Raw genomic sequence first — 22,004 nt, 5'->3', positions numbered from 1 at the left:
GTGGCTCACCGGTGCCCCGCCGTCGGCGCCGGTCCCAGCACCCGCAGCGCCCACCGGTAGTGCCGTACCGCCTTCACCACGCCGATCAGGCCCGTCAGCCACAGGATCATGCCGACGCCCATGCCGAGGGCGACGTCGGCGTAAGGCGACCGGCCCGCTTCCGCGCCGGCCGCGGTCCCGAAGGACGCCCACAGGCCGATCGCGGCGATGGTGAGGGAGGACAGCAGCCAGAAGAGGCTGAGGCCGGGGGCGCGCAGTCGGGCGTCGGACAGGGGGTGGCGGTCCAAGGCGAGCCAGGCGTCCAGGAGTTGCCGTATCTGGTGGTCGCGGCGGATGGCGAGGACGACGGCGATGACGGACGGGGCGAGCGCGGCCAGGCCGAGGAGCGCGAAGACCGGGCCGAGGAGGAACCCCGTGGGGTCCCTCTCCTCGAACTGCTGCACCGGCAGGACCAGCAGCGCCCAGCCGATGATCGCCGCGAGCGCCAGCAGCCACAGCAGCAGCACCCGGTGCACGCCGAGGCTGCGCCGGTGCAGCTCCTGCAACGCCTGTTCCCGGTCGGCCAGCAGCGCCCACCGGTCCGGCCAGGCGCGAAGGTGCGGCGGGGGAGGGGGAGGCGGCAGCGTGGCGCGGGGCATCGAGGGCTCTTTCGGGCGGGCGGGGAGGGGGCGAAGCGACGACATACAACGGCGGGCCGTTGCCACGCGCGCCGAACCTACCGCGTCAAGGTGCCCATTTCGCCTCCGGTTGCTCCCGCCGGGGCGCCCTCACACCACCCGTGTCGCCCCCGCGTAGGGCATCTCGTCGAGGGGAGCCACCCGCACCGGTGCCGACGGGTTCGGGGCGTGGACCATCTTGCCGTCGCCGACGTAGATGCCCACGTGGGTGATGCCGGAGTAGAAGAACACCAGGTCACCCGGGAGGAGTTCGGAGCGGGAGACACGGCGGCCGGCGTCGATCTGGGCGTAGGTCGTGCGGGGCAGGGAGACGCCCGCGGAGCGGTACGCGGCGAGGACGAGGCCCGAGCAGTCGAAGGCGTTCGGGCCGGTCGCGCCCCACACATAGGGACTGCCGAGCTTGGAGTAGGCGTAGGAAACGGCCGCCGCCGCACGCGCATGGGGGGCGGCCGTGGTCGCGGAGCCGGGGGCCTGGAGGCTGTCGCGGGCTGCCGTCGAGGTCCGTGAGGCCCGGGTGCCCGTCGTGCCGCTCGCGCCTCCCTGGAGCCGGGCGCGCTCCTGTGCCGTCAGCTGGGACAGCAGCCGTCGTGCCGCCGCCAGCTTGCCGGTGATCGTCTTCTTGTGCCGCTTCAGCTCCGCCTGACGCGTCTTCAGAGCGGTCAGTTCGACGCGGGCGGCGCCGCGCAGCCGCTCGATCTCACCCAGTTGCCCGCGGACGCGCGCGACGGTGGCGGACTGGCGGTCACCGGCGCGTTCGGCGAAGGCGGCACCGTCGAGGTACTGGTCGGGATCGTCGGAAAGGGCCAACTGCATCGCCGGGTCGAGTCCACCGCTGCGGTACTGTGCCGCCGCTATCGAACCCAGCCGCCCGCGCGCCGAGTTGAGCCGTGCCTCCTTGCGCGCGGCCTCGTCTTGCAAGGCCTTCAGCCGCTGCTCGGCCGCCGTCGCCTTCTCCTGCGCGCCGTTGTACTTCTCGGTGGCGGCCTCCGCCTCCTGGTACAGCCTGTCCACCTTGGCCTTCACCTGCGCCGGTGTGGGGTTCGGCTCGGCGTGTCCGGTTCCGTCGAAAGCCGCGGCGCCCGCCGCGCCGGCGAGGGCGATGGTGGCCGCCGTGCGGACGGTATGGCCGCCGAGCGAGCGCTGTCGGGGCTTGCGGTGCGCTGCCACTGGGACTGCACGTCCTTTCGTACGACCGCCTCGTCGGTACGGCCGTCAGGGGTCCGGGCGGGGCTCGGCCGCCAGGGGGGAGCGGACGGGCGTACGGCCGCGGGGTGCGGCTGACGCGTCCGGCGGCGGCCCGCACAGGGGAGCGGGGCGCCGCCGGACTTCTCGGCGGTGGTGGCCGACTGCCGCCCCTGGCCCGGGCGGCGGTGGGGAGCCGGTCACCTGGGGGAGGACGCTAGGCCCGTCCCTGTCCGGTCGGTAACGCAATGTGCGGAAGTGTCGCGAGTGGACTGCCGGGTGACCGGAAGTGCTCAGCGATCCGGTCGGGAGGTGTCGGCTTCGCGCAGCGCGCTGACCGATGCGGCGCATTCGGGTCACGTTCACGCGACGGAGTGCTATGGCGCGCATATATGCAGGCGCGCGGTGCCCGACGGGCCGGAGGGGGTAGCCGGTGGCCGTCACGCAGAGTGGGCAGGGTGGGCCGGTGTCCGGCGGCACCTGAGCGGCTGATTAGCATCCGGCTCATGGACGTACTCATCCATCTTTTCGTCGGCCTGCACATCATCGGCATCGCCGCACTGCTCGGCGGCTTCCTCACGCAGATGAAGGCGATGGGCCAGGGCACGGCCCGCTTCGTCCCCGCGATGCTGCACGGCGCGGCGACGATGCTGGTCACCGGCGTGATCCTGGTGGGCCTCAACCAGGCGGACGACCAGCAGGTCGACAACATCAAGATCGGCGTGAAGCTCGCCCTGCTGATCGTGATCCTCGGGCTCGTCTACGTGAAGCGGGACGACGAGAAGGTGGAGAAGCCGCTGTTCGGCCTGGTCGGCCTGCTGACCGTGGCCAACATCTTCATCGCGGTGCTCTGGACCTGACGGACGCGCGGGCGGCCAGGACCGCCCCCAACGGTGGCGGCCAGCCAGGCCGCGACTGCGACCCACAGCAGCGCCTGCCCGGGGCCCTTCAGCCACGGGACGTCGACGGCGGCGGCGACGGACAGGGTCGCCGCCGCCGTCATCCCCATCGGGAACACCGTCGCCCAGCGGCGCAGGTCGTAGCGCGGCCGCGGCCACCGCACCTCGGCGAGGAGTAGCGCGGCGTACCAGCTCAGGTCGAGGATCAGCAGCACGACGGTCACCTTGCGCAGGGCGTCGCTGTCCTCCTCGTTCCACAGGTACAGGCCGCCGCCCTCGGCCCCGAGGAGCCGCGCGCCCGCCAGTGCCGAGATGGCGAGCGCGCCGCCCGCCACCCAGAGGTCCCCGGCGCCCTCGGCCACCTGCCGCGGGTCGAAGCGGGGCAGCGCGAGACCGTAGAGCACCAGACCGAGCCAGAACAGCACGAGCGCGATGTGCGCGAGCCAGGCCGACGCCACGGCGCGTGCCAGGGTCGTGCCCAGTACGGCCAGCCCCTGTGTGGCCACGCAACACAGGAACATCGTCCCGGGCATACGCCGCCCCCAGTGCCGTACGACGTCCACCAGCAGCACCGGCCACAGCACCGCCGCCAGCGCCAGCAGCGCCCCGGCGAGCGACTGCCAGCCGAGCGCGGAGACCCGGGTGCCGAGCACGGCGGTCGCCGCCACGGCCGTGAGCGCGGCCGGTGTACCCGCCGCGGCCCGCCACACCTCGCGCTCCCACAGCAGCCGTACGACGAAGTCCGCCGCCAGCGCCACCCAGGCGGCGCCCGCCAGCGCGAGGGCGATCCGGGACAGCACCTCGTACCCGGTCAGACGCAGACCGATCGACAGGATGCCGGTCGCCGGCACAGCGGCCCCGGCCGCCGGCGGACGCTGCGCCCGCCAGGAGCGCAGGGGGGAGGAGCCGGGCATGCGGCCGATGGTAAGGAGCGCGGAGCGGCTTGCGCGGGGGCACGCGCGCGGGAGCGGGGAAATACGCGCGGGCGCAGGACAGGCGGGGACTCCTCAACACCGCACCCCTCGGCGCAGGGGCAGGAGGTACGCCGCCGCGAAACGCACCTCCACGCGCGCGTGCCCCCGGCCCACCGGGCCGGGGGCGATCGCTCAGGCCGACAGCTCAGCCCGGTCGCTCAGGCCCGACAGCTCGGCCCCGTCGCTCAGGCAGGTCGCACCACGCTGTGGATCGACGACTCGCCGTCGTAGAACACCGACTCCTCGCGCACGTACGTGCCCGGCTTCGGGGCGTGGATCATCATGCCGTTGCCGATGTAGATGCCGACGTGGGTGACGTCGTCGTAGAAGAAGATCAGGTCGCCCGGCAGGGCGTCGGCGAGGGGGACGGTGGTGCCCGCGTTCACCTGGTCGTAGGTGGTGCGCGGAAGGGTGACGCCGGCGGCCTTCCAGGCGGCCTGGGTGAGGCCGGAGCAGTCGTAGGACTCGGGGCCCGTGGCGCCCCAGACGTAGGGCTTGCCGATCTGGGCGCGGGCGAAGGCGAGCGCCTTCTCGGCCTTGGTGGCGTAGGACGAGTCCGTGGACGAGGACGAACCGGTGCCGGACGTACCGGTGCCCGACGAACCGCTCGTGCTCGACGAGGCGTCGCTCTCCTGCTGCGCGGCCGCCGCCTCCGCCGCCTGCTGCTGCGCCAGTTCCGCCGCCTTGCGGGCGGCCTCCTGCTGCTTCTGCCGCTCGATCGCGGCGAGCCGCGCCTTCTCCTCCGCCGTCAGCTGCGACAGCAGCGCGCGTGCGGTGCTCAGCTTCTTCTGGACGGTGGCCTTGGCGGTCTTGAGGTCGTTCTGCGATTCGGTGAGCGTCTGGAGGCTCTGCGCGGCCTCCTGACGCTTCTTCATCGTCTCCGACTGCTCGGTGACGTAGTCGTCGACCGCGTCCTTCTGCCGGTCGGTCAGCCGGCTCATCAGCTGGTTCTGGTCGAAGTAGTCCTGCGGAGTGTCCGCCAGCAGGAAGGTCGCCGTGTCGGGCGCGGAGGCACCGGTGCGGTACTGGGCGGCCGCGAAGGAACCCAGCTGCTCCCGCGCTTCGTTGAGATTCTGGGTGCGCTGGGCCACGTCGTCGAGGAGGGAGTCGACGCGCTGGCGCTGCTTGGTCGTCTTCTCCTTGGCGGCGTTGTACTTCTCGGTGGCCGACTCCGCCTGGCGGTAGAGGTCGTCGACCTTCTTCTCGACCTCCTCCAGGCTCGGCTTGCCGTCGGTGGAGGGTGCGGCGTCGGCCGTCTGGGAGAGCAGGGCCACCGAGGTGAGGGCGGCGGTGGCGAGGGCGGGCGTGCGTAGGCCTGCTACGCGCGTACCCGTGGGGCGCGGCTTGCGGTGCTGCGACGCCAAGGGAGGCGACTCCTTCCGTGTTCCGCCTACCGGGTTAGCTGTCGGGTTCGGGCGGGTGCTTCGGAAGGGTTGCCCTACGGCTCGTCCCCGGAAGGGGAGTCGGGCCGATTCACCCCAAGGTCTCGGTGGGTCCCCGGCTCCGGCTGCCGCGAGGGGGCACGCCGGACTCGGCGGAGGCCGCGCGGCCCGGCGAGGTTCGCCGGTGGAGGTCGTACGGCCTGCCCGGCACGGTAGCCAACTCGTGTGGCCCCTGTGAAGGTTGATGGGTGATATGCCCGATACATTTTCGTGACCTCGGTCCGGGTTTCCCGATTCGTCGCACAGCGTGACCAGGTCGTCCTGGAGGGTGAGAGGGTGCCGGGCGGGCGGCACCGGAAGATCGTCGGCTTCCGGAACCGGGGGAAAACCGGGATGTTCTGGGGACGGCGGCCGGTTGTCGGTGGGGCACCCTAGACTCGGAGAGCGATGAGCAGCCTCTTTGACGACAGCTTCCTGGCGGACCTCCAGGCCCCGCGCGGCCACGACGAGGAACCCCCGCCACCGCCCGAGGGCGATCACACTCCGGAGCCGCTTCCGGACGATCTGTTCGGCGGGAAGTTCGACGTGCCCCCGGACCGGGACGCCTACTACCGCGACGGCGCCCCACGCCCGGCGATCGACGCCGCGGCGCTCCTGGAGGGGCTCAACGACAACCAGCGCGCCGCCGTCGTCCACTCCGGCACCCCGCTGCTCATCGTCGCCGGTGCCGGCTCCGGCAAGACGCGCGTGCTCACCCACCGCATCGCCCACCTGCTCGCCGAGCGCCACGTCCACCCGGGCCAGATCCTCGCGATCACCTTCACCAACAAGGCCGCCGGTGAGATGAAGGAGCGCGTCGAGCAGCTCGTCGGCCCGCGCGCGAACGCGATGTGGGTGATGACCTTCCACAGCGCGTGCGTGCGCATCCTGCGCCGCGAGAGCAAGAGGCTCGGCTTCACGTCGTCGTTCTCGATCTACGACGCCGCCGACTCCAAGCGTCTGATGGCCCTGGTCTGCCGCGACCTGGACCTCGACCCCAAGCGCTTCCCGCCGAAGTCCTTCAGCGCCAAGATCAGCAACCTGAAGAACGAGCTGATCGACGAGGAGGACTTCGCCGCCCAGGCCGCCGACGGCTTCGAGAAGACCCTCGCCCAGGCATACGCCCTCTACCAGTCGCGGCTGCGCGAGGCGAACGCCCTGGACTTCGACGACCTGATCATGACGACGGTCAACCTGCTCCGCGCGTTCCCGGACGTCGCCGAGCACTACCGCCGCCGCTTCCGGCACGTGCTGGTCGACGAGTACCAGGACACCAACCACGCCCAGTACGCCCTCGTCCGCGAGCTCGTCGGCACCTCCGAGCACCCCGTCGACGTCCCGCCCGGCGAGGACGACCTCCCGCCGGCGGAGCTGTGCGTCGTGGGCGACGCCGACCAGTCGATCTACGCCTTCCGGGGGGCGACGATCCGCAACATCCTCCAGTTCGAGGAGGACTACCCGGACGCGACGACGATCCTGCTGGAGCAGAACTACCGCTCCACGCAGACGATCCTCTCCGCCGCCAACGCGGTCATCGAGCGCAACGAGTCCCGCCGCCCCAAGAACCTGTGGACCAACGCGGGCGCGGGCGCGCGCATCACCGGCTACGTCGCCGACACCGAGCACGACGAGGCGCAGTTCGTCGCGGACGAGATAGACCGCCTGACGGACGCGGGCGAGGCGAAGGCCGGCGACGTCGCCGTCTTCTACCGCACCAACGCCCAGTCCCGTGTCTTCGAAGAGATCTTCATCCGCGTCGGCCTGCCCTACAAGGTCGTCGGCGGCGTCCGCTTCTACGAGCGCAAGGAGGTCCGGGACGTCCTGGCCTACCTGCGGGTCCTGGCCAACCCCGAGGACTCGGTGCCGCTGCGCCGCATCCTCAACGTCCCCAAGCGCGGCATCGGCGAGCGCGCCGAGGCCATGATCGACGCCCTCGCCCAGCGAGAGAGGATCAGCTTCCCGCAGGCACTGCGCCGCGTCGACGAGGCGTACGGCATGGCGGCGCGGTCGACGAACGCCGTGAAGCGGTTCAACGTGCTGATGGAGGAGCTGCGCACGATCGTCGAGTCGGGCGCCGGCCCGGCGACGGTCCTGGAGGCCGTCCTCGAACGGACCGGTTACCTGGCCGAGTTGCAGGCCTCGACCGACCCGCAGGACGAGACCCGGATCGAGAACCTCCAGGAACTCGCCGCCGTCGCCCTGGAGTTCGAGCAGGAGCGCGGGGAGGAGTCGGTGAGTCTGGCCGAGTTCCTGGAGCAGGTCGCCCTGGTCGCCGACTCCGACCAGATCCCCGACGAGGACGAGGACGGCTCCGGCGTCATCACCCTGATGACCCTGCACACCGCCAAGGGCCTCGAATTCCCGGTGGTGTTCCTGACCGGCATGGAGGACGGCGTCTTCCCGCACATGCGTGCCCTCGGTCAGACCAAGGAGCTGGAGGAGGAGCGCCGCCTGGCTTACGTCGGCATCACGCGCGCGCGGGAGCGGCTCTACCTGACCCGGTCCGCGATGCGCAGCGCGTGGGGACAGCCGTCGTACAACCCGCCCTCCCGGTTCCTGGAGGAGATCCCGGCCACGCATGTCGACTGGAAGCGGACGGGAGCCACCTCGCCCGTGTCCTCCGGTCCGGCGTCCGCGGTGGCGGCCTCGCTGTCCTCGTCCCGCTCGCGGTCCTCGGCGGCCGGCGCGTCCGGTTTCGCCACCCGGCGGACCGCGGAGCAGTCGGTGGTCTCGCTGGCCGTCGGGGACCGCGTCACGCACGACCAGTTCGGGCTCGGCACGGTCGTCGGGGTGAAGGGCACGGGCGCCAACGCGGAGGCGACGATCGACTTCGGCGACACCAAGCCGAAGCGGCTGCTGCTGCGGTACGCGCCGGTGGAGAAGCTGTAACACCCCGGTCCCGGGCCGCTCACGAAGAAAGCCCCCGCTGAACAGCGGGGGCTCGCACGGCGGACCGGCCGCGGCTTGCTCTACGTCGGGTCGAGGCCGTGGCTGCGCAGCCACGACAGCGGGTCGATCGAGGAGCCCCCGCCCGGCCGGACCTCGAAGTGCAGGTGCGGACCGGTCGAGTTGCCGGAGTTCCCGGAGTACGCGATCGGGTCGCCGGCCTTCACCGTGGTCCCGGAGGCGACGCGGTAGCTGGAGAGGTGGCAGTACCAGGTCTCCGTACCGTCCTTCGCCGTCACGATCATCATGTTGCCGTAGGCGCTGTTCCACTGGGTGCGGACGGTGCCGTCGGTCGCGGCCAGGACCGTGGTGCCGTAGGAGACCGGGAAGTCGATGCCGGTGTGCAGGGACATCCAGTTGATGCCGGACTGGCCGTAGTAGGCGCTCAGTCCGTGCCGGGCGACCGGGAGGGCGTACTTGGGGCGGAGCCGCTCCTTGCGGGCCGCCTCCGCTGCCGCCTTCTTCTTCTCGGCTTCCTGCTGAGCCTTGAGGTCGATACGTTCCTGCGTCCGGCTGGCGCGGTCGGCGAAGGCGTCGGCCTCGGCGGTGAGGGTCTGGAGCTGGGAGTCCAGCTTGTTGTTGGCGGTGGACGGTTTCACCGCCTGCGTGTCCGGGGCGGCTGCCGAGGTGTCCTTGTCGTCGCCGGTCAGCGTCCCGACGGAGGCGGCGGCGATGCCGGCGACGCCCATCACACAGGCCGAGGGCACGGCCACGGTCAGCAGCGCGGAGCGCTTCGGGGGCGTACGGCGCCGGGAACGGTTGGCGTTGCGGGCCGCGGCGCGCGTGGTGGGAGCCGGGGCGGCATCCTCCTGGTCGTCGAGGAGGGGGTCCGCCGAGACGGCGGGCAGTTCGCCGGTGGAGGCCAACTCGCCCTCCTCCGCGCGGTGTTCCTCGTACGCGGCGGGCTCGTCGTAGCCGTTCTGCTCGAAGCCGCTCTGCTCGAAGGCGGCGGTGGCCTGCTGGTCGAAGGGCGGCTCGGCCGGCTGCTCGTACTCGTCGGGGCCGGACGTGGCGGGGCTGCCGTCGGAGTTCCACTGCGTGGCGTCGTAGGCACCGGTGTCGAAGGCCTGTGTGCCCCATTCCCATTGCTGGGTCTGGTCGGCGGGCCCACCGGACTGGTCGGCCTGCTGCCAGGCGCTCGCGTCCCACTGTCCGCTGGTGTCGGCCGCCGGGGTCTGCTGCGGGATGGCCGACAGGTGCTGGTAGCCCGTGCCCCAGGCGGTCGTGTCGTACGCGCCCGTGTCGTAGGCGGCGTGGTGCTGGGCCGCGTACGGGTCGTAGTTCGACGTCTCCTGGCTGCCCGTGGACCACTGTCCGGTCTCGTACGCACCCGTCGGGGTGCCGTCGGCCGGGAGGTCGCCGAAGAGGGGGTCGGCCGCGAAGTGGCCGGTGGTGTGCGCGCCGGTGTCGTAGGCGTTGTAAGGGGTGAAGTCGCCGTACTGGGCTTCCTGGGAGTCGTACGACGCGTAGTGCGCCGCGTCGGCGTCGGAAGCCGGAGCCGGGGTGGTCAGGGTCCCCGACGGGTGACGATCGTTCACCAACTTCTCTCTCGCCTCGACAACAGGGGCTGCCAGAGCAGTGCGGTGACTGTACCCGGCGGTACGCGGGCACGACAATCTTCGGCAGGTTTCGTGCCCGGGGGAAAGGGGCAATCGGCCCTGTTTCGGGGGAGGGTGGGCGCGAGTTTTGGCTCTTTGTTCGAAGTGTGTTCGATGTCAGGTGGCTGTCGGACGGCTGTGGGGCCGCTTTTTTGGGGCGTGGCCGGCCGTACGGCTGGACCTTCTCAGGCCACCGTCAGGTCGTCGGTGTGCCCGGCCGGCACGGCGGTTTCCGTCCGGTCGGCGTCGAGGGCCTGCCGTATACCGGTCGCGACGGCCGGGTGCACGGGCAGCGCGAGGTGACCGATGCCGCTCACCTGCACGTTCTGCGCGAGCAGGTCCGGGTGGTCGATACGGGCCGCCTCCAGCGGGTCCATCAGGTGATCGAGGTCGCTCCAGAAGCTGACGAAGTGCGTACGGCAGCCGGGGGCCGGCCGGGACAGTTCCTCGATGACCTCCGAGCCGGGGCGCATCTGGCGCACGATCGGATGCGCGTTCGCCAAGGGGGCCACTCGGGTGCCGGCGTGCGGCGTGCCGAGGGTGACCAGCGTCCTTATGCGGGCGTCACCGCCGAGCCGCTGTGCGTAGTACCGGGCGATCAGGCCGCCGAGGCTGTGTCCGACGACGTCGACCTGGCTGCTGCCGGTGCGCTCGCAGATCTCCTCGATGTGCCGGCCGAGCAGCTCGGCCGCTATGCGGATGTCGCAGGTCAACGGCGAGTAGTTGAGTGACTCCACCCGGTGCCTGCCGTGCTGGGCGAGGCTGCGGCGCAGCAGGACGAAGACGGAGCGGTTGTCGATGAAGCCGTGCAGCAGGACGACCGGCGGCTGGCCCTGCGCGGGCAGCCGCGCCGGGTCGTCCCCGGTGCCCTCCACCGCGGGAAGTGCGGCGACGCCCGGACCCCGGCGCTCCTGGGCGATACCGGAGGGATACAGGAGCAGGTGCCCCGCGAGGATCGCGAGGTCGAGGACGGTGGCCTTCAGCAGGGTCACGGAGAGCCCGGCCAGCCTGGTCGGCAGGAAACGCTCGCAGTACGGCAGAAAGGGCTGCAACATCCGCGTGACCTGCATGGCCGGCCTCCTGTCGGCACGCCGGGAACGCCTCTGTCCCCCGTGTGCCATCGTGGAAGTCGCGGCGGAGGAGGTCGGCTGGCTGTGCCGATGTGCCGCACCACCACGGCGCGCGGCCTGCGACGCGGCGGTGCCGCGACCTCGTTGCGGCTCCCGTTTGCGCGATGTCCCCCCGAGTTCCCCCTGAGGGGAGAAGGAACCGCGCGCGGTGAACGTGTCCCACCGTGTGATTTCCCCCTCGGTCCGCACCGTAAAACTGCCGGGTGCGGGATGCTGGCGATAACGTTCGTTCACTTCCCCCGGCCGGTGTGGTGGTACCTCTCGGTACGCAGGGAATCGGTACGGATGGATGTAGTCGCTTCATGGAGGCAGTGATGGGTGTGGCAGCCGGTCCGATCCGCGTGGTGGTGGCCAAGCCGGGGCTCGACGGCCACGATCGTGGGGCCAAGGTGATCGCGCGGGCGTTGCGCGACGCCGGTATGGAGGTCATCTACACCGGGCTTCACCAGACCCCCGAGCAGATCGTCGACACGGCGATCCAGGAGGACGCCGACGCGATCGGCCTGTCCATCCTCTCCGGGGCGCACAACACGCTCTTCGCCGCCGTGATCGAGCTCCTGAAGGAGCGGGACGCGGCGGACATCCTCGTCTTCGGCGGGGGGATCATCCCGGAGGCGGACATTCCGCCGCTGAAGGAGAAGGGCGTCGCGGAGATCTTCACGCCCGGGGCGACGACCGCTTCCATCGTGGACTGGGTGCGGGCCAACGTCCGACAGCCGGCGGGGGCGTAGGTCACGTCGAGCGGTGCGGGTGGTCCGGGGCGGCCGTCACTGATGGTCACGGCGCCCCCGGACCCCGCTACGCCTGGGCGCCCCCGAGCTCCTCGGCCATCACCGCCCGCAACCGCAACGTCGTCCCCAACCGCTGGAACGCCTCCGCCCAGTAGCCGCCGGCCCCGGGGGAGGCGTCCTCCGGTTCGTCCGGTATCGCCAGCAGCGCGTCGAGGCGGCCCGCCTCGGCCGGATCGAGGCAGCGTTCCGCCAGCCCCATCACTCCGCTGAAGCTCCACGGGTAACTCCCCGCGTCCCGCGCGATGTTCAGCGCGTCGACCACCGCCCGGCCCAGCGGCGGGGCCCACGGCACCGCACACACCCCGAGCAGTTGGAACGCCTCGGACAGACCGTGCGCCGCGATGAACCCGGCCACCCACTCGGCCCGTTCGCCCGCCGGCAGGGTCCCGAGCAGCTTGGCCCGCTCGGCGAGGGAGACCGCGCCCGGACCGCCCGCCTCCGGCGCCGACGGCACCCCGAGCAACGCCCGCGACCAGTCGGCGTCCCGCTGCCGTACGGCGGCCCGGCACCAGGCCGCGTGCAGTTCGCTCAGCCAGTCGTCGGCCACCGGCAGCGCGACGATCTCCTCCGGCGTACGGCCGCCCAGGCGCGCCGGCCAGGCGGCGAGCGGGGTCGCCTCCACCAACTGGCCGAACCACCACGACCGTTCACCCCGGCCGGAGGGTGCCTTGGGCACCACACCGTCCCGCTCCATGGCCGCGTCGCACTCGTGCGGCGCCTCCACGACGAGCGTCGGCGTGTCCCGCGTGCGGTCGACGGCCACACACGCCGTGGCCCGCACCGCCATCCGCGTGGCGAGAGCCGAGCCCGGCAGCGCCGACAGCAACTCGGCGGCCGTGGCCCGGACGTTGCGGCTGCGGTCGGCCAGGGCCTGTTCCAGGAACGGCTCGTCCCGGGGGCCGAGGCCGGTGCGCAGCGAGTCGAGGAACATCAGCCGGTCCTCCGCGCGCTCCGTCGGCCAGGTGCCCGCGAGCAACTCGCGGGCCGCGTCGGGGTCGCGGGCCCGGATCGCCGCCAGGAGAGCGACCCGCTCGGCGAACAGGCCTTCCTGCCAGAGCCGCTCGATCCGGTCGGTCTCCTCCGGGCCCGGCAGGGACGCGCCCGCGCCCGGAGTCGCGCGCAGGGCGAACCGCCAGTCCGGGTTGAGCCGCGCCAGCCACAGGGCGCGCGGGCCCGCGAACTCCAGTGCCGCCGGGCGCAGGTCCGTGCGTCCGCGGGCCGCGTCGAGCAGCGCGGGCAGGGCCTCGGCGGGCGCGGCGAACCCACGGGCGTTCGCCGTCGCCAGCCACTGGGGCAGCAGTTCCATGAGGTCGGGTGCGGTGCCCCTGCGGCCGCCTCCGCCGGCGCCGGGGCGGCCGGCCAGCAGCAGGGCGAGCCTGCGGGCCGCGGCGGCGGGCAGCGACGGGCGCGGGTCCTCGGGCGTGGGCTCGGGTCGGGGCGCCGCCCGCCCCGGACGCAGGCCGGCCCGGCGCCGTACGGTCTCGGCGGCCGCCACGTCCAGGAGGGCCGCCGGTGCGCTCCGGCCGGGGACCGCTCCCGGAGGCGTACGCCGGTCCGTGCCGAGGAGGGCCGCGGTGACCAGGTCCTCCCAGGAGGGCGGCGGGGCGACGGAAGCCGGAGTGCCGCTCACGCTCATGACGTTCCCCTTCCGTCCCACGGGGCTGTCTTCTGTCGGGTGCTGCGGGGTGGATGATGTGCCGCCAGGGGTGGGGGCGCTTCCTGGGCTGGGCGCACTTTCCGGGGTGGGCGCGCCCGCCGGCTTCGGTGGGGCCAGCGTGGACGGGGTGCGTGGGGTCAGCACAGTCGTACCGCCTCTCCCCGGCCCGGGGGCCAGGCCGTCAGGGGGGTGAAGCCGCGGTGACCGCACTCGCCGAAGACCTTGACGGGCGTGCCGCCCGAGAGGGCGACCAGGCGCCACAGGCCGGGGCGGGAGGCCGCGGCCGGGGTGAGCGGGAGGGCGGTGTCCCCTTCGGCGTCCGCCAACTGCCAGGAGCCGCCGTCCGGGGTCGGTATGACGTCGTCCAGGGTGACCGGGACGGAGTCCAGCCAGGGGTCGTCGCGCAGAGCGGCGCCGTAGCGGGCGGTCGCCTCGGCCGTCGTCACGCCCGGTGGCCGGATGCCCGTCGGCACCGGTGGGGCGAACCGCTCGCCCAGGGAGGCCCGCTGCCCGGCGCCCGGGTGGGCGGACACCTCCGCGTCCAGGGTCAGGCCGACCGGCAGGGCGAGCTCGGGCGCGCGGCCGGCGGCGCCGTAGGAGAGCAGGAGGGCCGTGCGGCCGGAGGCCGCTCCGTGGAGCCAGATGCGGCGGGTCGTCAGCTTCGTGTCGGCCGTGTCGTACTGGGCGAGGACCAGCCAGTCGTCGCGCAGGGGCGGGCCGTCCGGTGAGGCGGGCAGACCGACGCGGGTACGGACCGTCGCCGCCAGGGCCTCCGGCAGGCGCTCGCGGTGCAGCCAGCCCTGGTCCAGGAGGTGGAGCAGCGCGCACTCCTCCAGCAGACGCACCGGCCAGCCGGGGCCGGACGACGGAATCACCCCCAGTTCCCGCACCCGTGCGGCCAGTCCGGGTGCCTGGGCGTCGACCATGCGGGCCGCCGTCTCCTCCCACACCCCGTACCCCGCCTGCTCGGCCGTGGCCAGGCCGGAGCGCAGGAGGTCGGCCAGCCGCTGTTCCAGCTCCGTCGCCCCCGCGGTGATCCGCTCGGCGCGGCGCCGCGCTCTCCGGCGGGCCGCCTCCGGATCAGCGGAGCCGGTCCCGGAACCCCGCGCATCCGCCTCCCGTTTCTCCTCCGTACGCCCGCGCCGTCCCGCGATCCACTCCTCGGCCCAGTCCGGCGCCTGCCCCGCCGCCACCGCCGCCTCCCCGCCCGACCACAGCAACAGCAGCCCGAGCGCGTGCTTGCACGGGAACTTGCGGCTCGGACAACTGCACTTGTACGCCGGTCCCGACGCGCCCGCGACGTCGACGACCGTCTGATACGGCTTGCTGCCGCTGCCCCTGCACAGCCCCCACACCGTCCCCTCGCCGGAACTCCCCGTCCCGGACCACGGACCGGCCGCGCCGAGCTTGCTTCCCGCCTTGCGCGACGCGGCGTCAGGTGCCAGTGCCAGCACCTGGTCCGCGGTCCAGCGCACCCCCTGCTGAGTCATGCCACCGACGGTAGATCCACCCACTGACAATCGGCCCGGCGGTGACGTTTTCGCAGGTCAGAACGGATTGTCAGTGCCGTGGTGCACGGTTGGTGGCAGATCCGAACCGGCCGAGCTGGAGGGGGCCTCAGCCATGTCTGTGTCCGTCGACCCGACGTTCGTGGAACCGAGTGGGAAGCAGTCGACCGAGGCGCTGCGGCCGCACGCCGAGGACGCCTTCGCGGACGAACTCGCCGCGCTGGGCGCGCAGGACGACCGTCCGCGCCCCGCCCGCTGGAAGCTGTCGCCGTGGGCGGTCGCCACGTATCTCCTGGGCGGCACCCTGCCGGACGGCACGGTGATCACGCCGAAGTACGTCGGCCCGCGGCGCATCGTCGAGGTCGCCGTCACCACGCTCGCCACCGACCGGGCCCTGCTCCTGCTCGGCGTCCCCGGCACCGCCAAGACCTGGGTGTCCGAGCACCTCGCCGCGGCCGTCAGCGGTGACTCCACCCTGCTGGTGCAGGGCACCGCGGGCACCCCGGAGGAGGCGATCCGCTACGGCTGGAACTACGCGCAGCTGCTCGCGCACGGTCCGAGCCGGGACGCGCTGGTGCCCAGCCCGGTCATGCGGGCCATGGCGGAGGGGATGACGGCGCGCGTCGAGGAGCTGACCCGTATCCCGGCCGACGTGCAGGACACCCTCATCACCATCCTGTCGGAGAAGACGCTGCCGGTACCGGAGCTGGGGCAGGAGGTGCTGGCCGTCCGCGGCTTCAACCTGATCGCCACGGCCAACGACCGCGACCGCGGGGTCAACGAGCTGTCCAGCGCCCTGCGCCGCAGGTTCAACACGGTGGTGCTGCCGCTGCCGGCGAGCGTCGAGGCCGAGGTCGACATCGTCGCGCGGCGCGTCGACCAGATCGGCCGCTCCCTGGACCTGCCGACCGGGCCCGACGGCATCGACGAGATCCGCCGTGTGGTGACCGTCTTCCGCGAGCTGCGCGACGGGATCACGTCCGACGGGCGCACGAAGGTGAAGTCGCCGAGCGGCACCCTGTCGACGGCGGAGGCGATCTCCGTCGTCACCAACGGGCTCGCCCTGGCCGCGCACTTCGGCGACGGCGTGCTGCGGCCGGGCGACGTGGCGGCGGGCATCCTCGGCGCCGTCGTCCGCGACCCGGCCGCCGACCGGGTCGTCTGGCGGGAGTACCTCGAGGCGGTGGTCCGCGAACGGGACGGCTGGACGGACTTCTACCGGGCCTGCCGGGAGGTGAGCGCGTGAACGGGGTCGAGGACGACCGGGGGAGGTACGTGCCGGTGGGGCGGCGCGGGGCAACGCGTTGGGCATGGCCGGGGGACGACGACACGACGTGGACCCGTAGGCGAAGGGGGACGGGATGAGGGGCGGGGCGGGCGCCGAAGGCGTGGGCGTCGAGGGCGTGGGTGCGGACGGCGGGAGTGCCGAAGGCGTGGGCGTCGAGGGCGCGGGTGTCGACGGCGTGAGTGTCGGGCGTGTGGGCGTCGTGCAGCCGGGCGGTCGGGGGGTCGGGGTGGCCGGGGTCAAGATGCCTGGGGTCCAGACGACGGTGGCGGGGCAGGTGGGCGGTGACCGGACTGTCGGGGGGCAGGCCGGCGGTCGGGGGCCTGCCGTGGGGCGGGGTGGCGGTCGGGGGGCCGTCGCGGGGCAGGTCCGTGGTCGGGGGCCTGTCGGGGGGCGGCTGGGCGGTCAAGGGCTTGGTGCGGGCCAGGCTGGCGGTCGGGGGCCTGTCGCGGGGCGGGGTGGCGGTCGGGGTGCCGTCGTGGGGCCCGGTGGTCAGGGTCCTGCTGAGGGGGCGGTCGGTGGTCAAGGGCTTGCTGGGGGCCAGACGGGCAGCCGAGGGCCCGTCACCGGGCAGGCCGACGGTCGCGGGGCCTTCAGGGGGCAGGCCGACGATCGCGAGGCCGTCAGGGGGCAGGCCGATGGTCGCGGGGCCGTCGCGGGTAGGTCCGGTGGTCAGAGGGGTGGCGAGGGGCAGGGCGGGGGTCGGGGGGCTCCTGGTGGTCGGCCCCTGTTGCTGGGGGTGCGGCATCACGGGCCGGGGTCGGCTCGGGCCGTTCGGGGGGCGTTGGAGGAGGCGCGGCCGCGGGTCGTGTTGATCGAGGGGCCGCCGGAGGCCGACGCGTTGATTCCGTTGGCCGCCGACGAGGACATGCGGCCGCCGGTCGCGCTCCTCGCCCACGCCGTGGACGAGCCCGGCCGGTCGGCGTTCTGGCCGATGGCCGACTTCTCGCCGGAGTGGGTCGCCATCCGGTGGGCCCTGGAGCACGGCGTCCCTGTCCGCTTCATCGACCTCCCGGCCACGCACACCCTGGCGTGGGACAAGGGCGAGCCGTCGGCCGACGGCCTGCGCGTCGATCCCCTCGCCGCGCTCGCGGAGGCCGCCGGTCACGACGACCCCGAGCGGTGGTGGGAGGACGTCGTCGAGCACCAGGGGGACGGGGAGCGGGACCCGTTCGCGCCCTTCGCCGCGCTCGAGGAGGCCATGGGGGTCCTGCGGGAGACCTACGGCGACGCGGGGAGCGACCGGGATGCCGTCCGGGAGGCGTACATGCGGCTCCAGGTGCGGGCGGCGCAGCGGGAGTTCGGGGACGGGGACGGGGGCGTGGCCGTGGTGTGCGGGGCCTGGCACGTGCCCGCGCTGCGGCGCAGGACCACCGTCGCCGCCGACCGCGCGCTGCTCAAGGGGCTGCCCAAGGTCAGGACCGACCTGACGTGGGTGCCGTGGACGTACCGCAGGCTGGCGCGGGCCGGGGGCTACGGCGCCGGGGTCGAGTCACCGGGCTGGTACGGGCATCTGTTCGCCGCGCCGGACCGGCCGGTCGAGCGATGGCTCACGAAGGTGGCGGGGCTGCTGCGCGAGGAGGACCGGATCGTGTCCCCGGCGCACGTCATCGAGGCGGTGCGGCTGGCCGAGACGCTCGCCGCGCTGCGCGGTCGGCCGCTGCCCGGTCTGAGCGAGACGACGGACGCCGTGCGGGCGGTGCTGTGCGAGGGCTCGGACGTGCCGCTGGCGCTCGTGCACGACCGGCTGGTCGTCGGGGACGTGCTGGGGGAGGTCCCGGCCACCGCCCCAGCGGTGCCGTTGCAGCGCGACCTCGACCGGCTCCAGCGCCGACTGCGGCTCAAGCCGGAGGCGCCGGAGCGGGAGATGGAGCTCGACCTGCGCAAGGAGAACGACGCCGAGCGCAGCAGGCTGCTGCACCGGCTGCGGCTGCTGCACGTCGAGTGGGGGGAGCCGGCGGTCTCGCGGGGCAGCACCGGCACGTTCCGGGAGACATGGCGGCTGCGCTGGGAGCCGGAGCTGTCCGTGCGGGTGGCCGAGGCCGGGGTGTGGGGGACGACCGTGCTCGCCGCCGCGACCGCCAAGGCGGGGGCGGACGCCGTCGGCGCCGGCAGCCTTGCCGACGTGACCGCGCTCGCCGAGCGCTGCCTGCTGGCCGGCCTGCCGGAGGCGTTGCCGACGGTGATGCAGGTCCTCGCCGACCGGGCGGCGCTCGACACGGACGTCGGCCATCTCGCCCAGGCCCTGCCCGCCCTGGTCCGTTCCCTGCGCTACGGCGACGTGCGCGGCACCGACACCGGCGCGCTGGCCGACGTCGCCGCGGGCCTCGCCGAACGGGTCTTCGTCGGCCTGCCCCCGGCCTGCGCCGCCCTGGACGCCGACGCGGCCGAGCAGATGCGAGGCCATGTGGACGCCGTGCACGGCGCGGTGGGGTTGCTGGAGGAGGCGGTCCGGCCGGGAGGGGGCCCGGGGGACCAAGGCCAGGAAGGGGACCGACGGGACCGAGGCCAGGAAGGGGACGGACGGGACCAAGGAGGCCACCGCGGACGGGGGGAGCGCGCGGCCGTCGAAGAAGGGTCCGGCCCCTCCGGCGACGGCACCGGCGCCCCGCGCCACGGCGACCTGCGGGGCCGCTGGCGGGGAGTCCTGCGGGTGTTGTCCGTGCGGGACGCCGTGTCCGGTGTCATCCGGGGGCGGGCGGTACGCCTGCTGCTGGACGAGGGGGAACTGCAGGGCGACGAGGCGGCGCGGCTCATGGGCCTCGCTCTGTCACCGGGGACGCCGCCGGGGGAGGCGGCCGCCTGGATCGAGGGCTTCGTCGGCGGCGGCTCCGGGGGCGGGCTGCTCCTCGTGCACGACGAGCGACTGCTCGGCCTGGTCGACGGATGGCTGACGGGGGTGCCGGCCGAGGCGTTCACGGACGTACTGCCGTTGCTGCGGCGGACGTTCTCGGCGTACGAGGCGGGGGTGCGCAGGACGCTTGGGGAGTTGGTGCGGCGCGGGCCGGGTGAGCGGGGGAGCGCGGTGGGGGCGGGTGTCGGCAGAGCCGGTTTCGCGGCCGAACTCGACGCGGGGCGCGCGGACGCCGTCCAGCCCGTGGTGCGGCTGTTGCTGGGGCTCGACCCCGCCGGCGAGCGAGGGCCAGTCAGCGAGCAGGAGCCCGACAACGAGCAACGGCCCGCCTGCGAGCAAGGGCCCGACAACGAGCAACGGCACCTGACCGAACTGCGGGACGGCAACAACCTGCGGCAGGACGACGACCTGCGGAACGGCAACAACCTGCGGGAGGGCGACGACCTGCGGAACGGCAATGACCTCCAGGGGGTGAACGGATGACGATCGAGCCGACCGGGCCAACCGGAGCGACCGGGACGACGGGGGCGATCGAGACGACCGGAGCGACCGAGACGACCGGAGCGACCGAGACGACGGAAGCGACCCGGACGACCGGAGTGCCTGGAGCGACCGGAGCGACCGGAGCGCCGGGGGTAACCGGAGCGCCCGGGTCGACTACCGGAGCGCCCGGGACAACCGGAGTGCCCGGGGCGACCAGGGCGACCGGGACGACGAACCCGGGGCAGGAGCGGCTGCGGCGGTGGCGGCTCGTGCTCGGTGGGGACGACGCGGACGGCACCGGGTGTGCGTTGTCGGGACGGGACGCGGCCATGGACGGGACGCTCGCCGCGCTCTACGGGAAGCGGGACGGAGCGCGGACGGGACGGGACCGTTCCGCGGGGCTCGGGGCGTCGGCGCCGTCCGTGGCGCGCTGGCTCGGGGACATCCGGACGTACTTCCCCTCCTCCGTCGTCCAGGTGATGCAGCGGGACGCCATCGACCGGCTCGGGCTGGCCACGCTGCTGCTGGAGCCGGAGATGCTGGAGGCGGTCGAGGCCGACGTGCACCTGGTCGGCACGCTGCTCTCGCTCAACAAGGCGATGCCGGAGACGACGAGGGAGACCGCACGGGCCGTCGTGCGCAAGGTCGTCGAGGAGCTGGAGAAGCGGCTGGCCACCCGCACCAGAGCCACCCTCACCGGCGCGCTCGATCGCAGCGCGCGCGTCACCCGCCCCCGCCACCACGACATCGACTGGAACCGCACGATCGCCGCCAACCTCAAGCACTACCTCCCCGAGTACCGCACGGTCGTGCCCGAGCGGCTCGTCGGGTACGGGCGGGCGTCGCAGTCCGTCAAGAAGGAGGTGATCCTCTGCGTCGACCAGTCCGGGTCGATGGCGGCGTCCGTCGTCTACGCCTCGGTGTTCGGGGCTGTGCTGGCGTCGATGCGGTCGATCAGCACCCGGCTCGTCGTCTTCGACACGGCGGTCGTCGACCTCACCGACCAGCTCGACGACCCGGTGGACGTCCTGTTCGGCACCCGGCTCGGCGGCGGTACCGACATCAACCGGGCGCTGGCGTACTGCCAGTCGCGGATCACCCGGCCCGCGGAGACGGTGGTCGTGCTGATCAGCGACCTGTACGAGGGAGGCATACGGAACGAGATGCTGAAGCGGGTCGCGGCGATGAAGGCGTCGGGCGTGCAGTTCGTCACATTGCTCGCGCTGTCGGACGAAGGGACACCCGCCTACGACCGGGAGCACGCGGCCGCGCTCGCGGCACTCGGCGCGCCGGCGTTCGCCTGCACGCCCGATCTCTTCCCGGAGGTGATGGCCGCGGCGATCGAGAGACGTCCGCTGCCCGTGCCGGACGGGGAGTAGGGACCGGGAGCGAGGGCAGACGCCCGGGACGGAAGGGATGTCTCGGTGGGAAACGACGCATGAGTGGTCATCAGGAACAGGGGGCTTGCGCAACCTCGGCACTCCCGTGCAAGGATCGACGCCTGGTTTCGCCTCGTTCGTCGCACGGAGGACTCTCCCTCTTGGTCTGGCCCGCCGCTCTCTCCACCGCCGCTCTGCGCGTCCTGCGCACGGCGGCCGGGCGGCGTACGCTGCAAGGCGCGCTGCTGGTGGGCGGGTTGTTCGCCCTCGGGATCCTCTTCGGAGGGCACGCGCAGGCGGCTGACGGGGCATCGGCATCCGTGTCGCCGACGCCCTCGCTGCCGACGACGTCGTCCCTGTCGGTGCCGTCGGCGCCGACGTCGACGGCGACCGAGACCCCGGCCGAGAACGCGCCGTCAGTTTCGTCGGCTCCCTCGGCTCCCTCGGCTCCCTCGGCTCCCTCCGCTCCGTCGGCTTCCTCGGCTTCCTCCGCTCCGTCGGCTCCCTCCGCCTCGCCGGATCCCAAGGCCCCCGACCTTCCCGTAGGCGGCAAGGTCGTGCGGTCGGCCGGTGCTGTCGTGGCGGCGGGGACCGAGTCGCTGGCCGGGGCGCACGGGGACGTGCCACCCACGTCGTCGCCGGGCCTGCCGAGTCGTCCGGCGCTGCCCGGGCTGCCCTCGCTGCCTGCCTTCCCCGGACTGCCGGACGCTCCCTCCCGGCCGTCGCTGCCCTCCCTGCCCACGCTCCCCGGGGAGCAGCCGGGCGGGGCGCTGCCGGTGCCGGTGGCGTCGACGCCCGGGCAGGGCTCCGGGGCCAGTCCGTCGGCGGACCGGCACGGACCGGCCGAGTCGGCGGCGGGCACGTCGTCGTACGGGCCGTGGGATGCGGTGGGCCATGCCGAGGCGGGCGTGGCGGCGCACGGTGGCGGAGACCGGGCTGGACACGGAGGCCACCTGCCCGCGCACCGGGCGCCCGCGGGCGGCCCCGACGGTGTGCTGGGCAACGGGCCGGTGGTGGACAGCGGCTCCCAGCGGCACGGTGACGCGCACGCCGTCACGCCGTATCACCGGGTGGCGCTGCGGCTGGTGCCCGGCAGCGCCGTGCGGACCGACGCGTCCGAGACCCAGGACAGGTACCGGGACATTCCCGTCTTCCCCGGCTAGGGCAGACCTCCTTCCCCCGTAGACCTGCCGCGCGGGGGCGGAGACAGGTCTGCCCGC

15 protein-coding genes and 1 riboswitch are annotated in these 22,004 nt (G+C 73.5%); of the genes, 7 read left to right on the top strand and 8 right to left on the bottom strand.

Annotated elements, in window-relative coordinates:
• Positions 1-5: 5 nt before the first annotated feature.
• Together ACF1A1_RS10065 and ACF1A1_RS10060 are read right to left on the bottom strand one after the other, a co-directional pair.
• Positions 6-638, bottom strand: a complete 633-nt coding sequence (locus ACF1A1_RS10065; protein ID WP_391647388.1) for a hypothetical protein — start codon at positions 636-638, stop codon at positions 6-8.
• Positions 639-767: 129 nt separating this feature from the next.
• A complete protein-coding gene (locus ACF1A1_RS10060; protein WP_391647386.1) occupies positions 768-1,844 on the bottom strand; it encodes an NlpC/P60 family protein in 1,077 nt (358 codons plus the stop codon).
• Between the two features lie 521 nt (positions 1,845-2,365).
• On the opposite strand from ACF1A1_RS10060, the gene ACF1A1_RS10055 reads away from it, so the two are divergent.
• Positions 2,366-2,719 (top strand): hypothetical protein, encoded by a 354-nt coding sequence (locus tag ACF1A1_RS10055; RefSeq protein ID WP_391647384.1) that lies wholly within the window; start codon positions 2,366-2,368, stop codon positions 2,717-2,719.
• Here ACF1A1_RS10055 and ACF1A1_RS10050 read toward each other — a convergent pair.
• Positions 2,620-3,672 (bottom strand): tellurite resistance/C4-dicarboxylate transporter family protein, encoded by a 1,053-nt coding sequence (locus ACF1A1_RS10050; RefSeq protein WP_391647382.1) that lies wholly within the window; start codon positions 3,670-3,672, stop codon positions 2,620-2,622. The two genes, ACF1A1_RS10055 and ACF1A1_RS10050, sit on opposite strands and share 100 nt — an antisense overlap.
• Positions 3,673-3,917: 245 nt before the next feature.
• Positions 3,918-5,096: an NlpC/P60 family protein gene (locus ACF1A1_RS10045; RefSeq protein WP_391647380.1), complete on the bottom strand. Its 1,179-nt coding sequence runs from the start codon at positions 5,094-5,096 to the stop codon at positions 3,918-3,920.
• 8 nt (positions 5,097-5,104) lie between these two features.
• A riboswitch (cyclic di-AMP (ydaO/yuaA leader) is annotated at positions 5,105-5,279 on the bottom strand.
• Between the two features lie 282 nt (positions 5,280-5,561).
• Between ACF1A1_RS10045 and pcrA the strand changes: the two genes are divergently transcribed.
• Complete coding sequence (gene pcrA / locus ACF1A1_RS10040; RefSeq protein WP_391647378.1) at positions 5,562-8,042, top strand: DNA helicase PcrA; 2,481 nt, start codon at positions 5,562-5,564, stop codon at positions 8,040-8,042.
• Positions 8,043-8,122: 80 nt separating this feature from the next.
• Here pcrA and ACF1A1_RS10035 read toward each other — a convergent pair whose 3' ends face one another.
• Both ACF1A1_RS10035 and ACF1A1_RS10030 read right to left on the bottom strand, forming a co-directional pair.
• Entirely contained in the window at positions 8,123-9,637 is a 1,515-nt protein-coding gene (locus ACF1A1_RS10035; RefSeq protein WP_391647376.1) for a M23 family metallopeptidase, read from the bottom strand.
• 245 nt (positions 9,638-9,882) lie between these two features.
• A complete protein-coding gene (locus tag ACF1A1_RS10030) occupies positions 9,883-10,767 on the bottom strand; it encodes an esterase/lipase family protein (RefSeq protein ID WP_391647374.1) in 885 nt (294 codons plus the stop codon).
• 374 nt (positions 10,768-11,141) lie between these two features.
• Between ACF1A1_RS10030 and ACF1A1_RS10025 the strand changes: the two genes are divergently transcribed.
• Positions 11,142-11,558, top strand: a complete 417-nt coding sequence (locus tag ACF1A1_RS10025) for a cobalamin B12-binding domain-containing protein (protein WP_043503454.1) — start codon at positions 11,142-11,144, stop codon at positions 11,556-11,558.
• A gap of 67 nt (positions 11,559-11,625) precedes the next feature.
• Here the strand turns inward: ACF1A1_RS10025 and ACF1A1_RS10020 are convergent, their stop codons facing one another.
• Both ACF1A1_RS10020 and ACF1A1_RS10015 read right to left on the bottom strand, forming a co-directional pair.
• Positions 11,626-13,254 carry a DUF5691 domain-containing protein gene (locus ACF1A1_RS10020; protein WP_391647372.1) on the bottom strand — a complete coding sequence of 543 codons (1,629 nt, stop codon included), beginning with the start codon at positions 13,252-13,254 and terminating at the stop codon, positions 11,626-11,628.
• A 158-nt stretch (positions 13,255-13,412) separates the two neighbouring features.
• Complete coding sequence (locus tag ACF1A1_RS10015) at positions 13,413-14,765, bottom strand: SWIM zinc finger family protein (RefSeq protein WP_391647370.1); 1,353 nt, start codon at positions 14,763-14,765, stop codon at positions 13,413-13,415.
• A gap of 133 nt (positions 14,766-14,898) precedes the next feature.
• Between ACF1A1_RS10015 and ACF1A1_RS10010 the strand changes: the two genes are divergently transcribed.
• From ACF1A1_RS10010 to ACF1A1_RS09995, 4 genes are all read left to right on the top strand, one after another.
• Positions 14,899-16,029: an AAA family ATPase gene (locus ACF1A1_RS10010; protein WP_391647368.1), complete on the top strand. Its 1,131-nt coding sequence runs from the start codon at positions 14,899-14,901 to the stop codon at positions 16,027-16,029.
• A gap of 766 nt (positions 16,030-16,795) precedes the next feature.
• Positions 16,796-19,405, top strand: coding sequence for a DUF5682 family protein (locus ACF1A1_RS10005; RefSeq protein WP_391999046.1), 2,610 nt, complete (start codon positions 16,796-16,798; stop codon positions 19,403-19,405).
• Complete coding sequence (locus ACF1A1_RS10000) at positions 19,402-20,784, top strand: VWA domain-containing protein (protein WP_391647366.1); 1,383 nt, start codon at positions 19,402-19,404, stop codon at positions 20,782-20,784. Before ACF1A1_RS10005 ends, ACF1A1_RS10000 begins: the two co-directional genes overlap by 4 nt.
• Positions 20,785-20,945: 161 nt before the next feature.
• Positions 20,946-21,947, top strand: coding sequence for a hypothetical protein (locus ACF1A1_RS09995; protein ID WP_391647364.1), 1,002 nt, complete (start codon positions 20,946-20,948; stop codon positions 21,945-21,947).
• The last annotated feature ends 57 nt before the right edge of the window (positions 21,948-22,004 follow it).

Origin of the sequence: Streptomyces sp. NPDC014995 (genome assembly GCF_043080745.1) — a bacterium.
Lineage (GTDB): Bacteria > Actinomycetota > Actinomycetes > Streptomycetales > Streptomycetaceae > Streptomyces.
The sequence above is the reverse complement of the archived record's forward strand: the minus strand, read 5'-3'. Positions and strand labels throughout refer to the sequence as shown.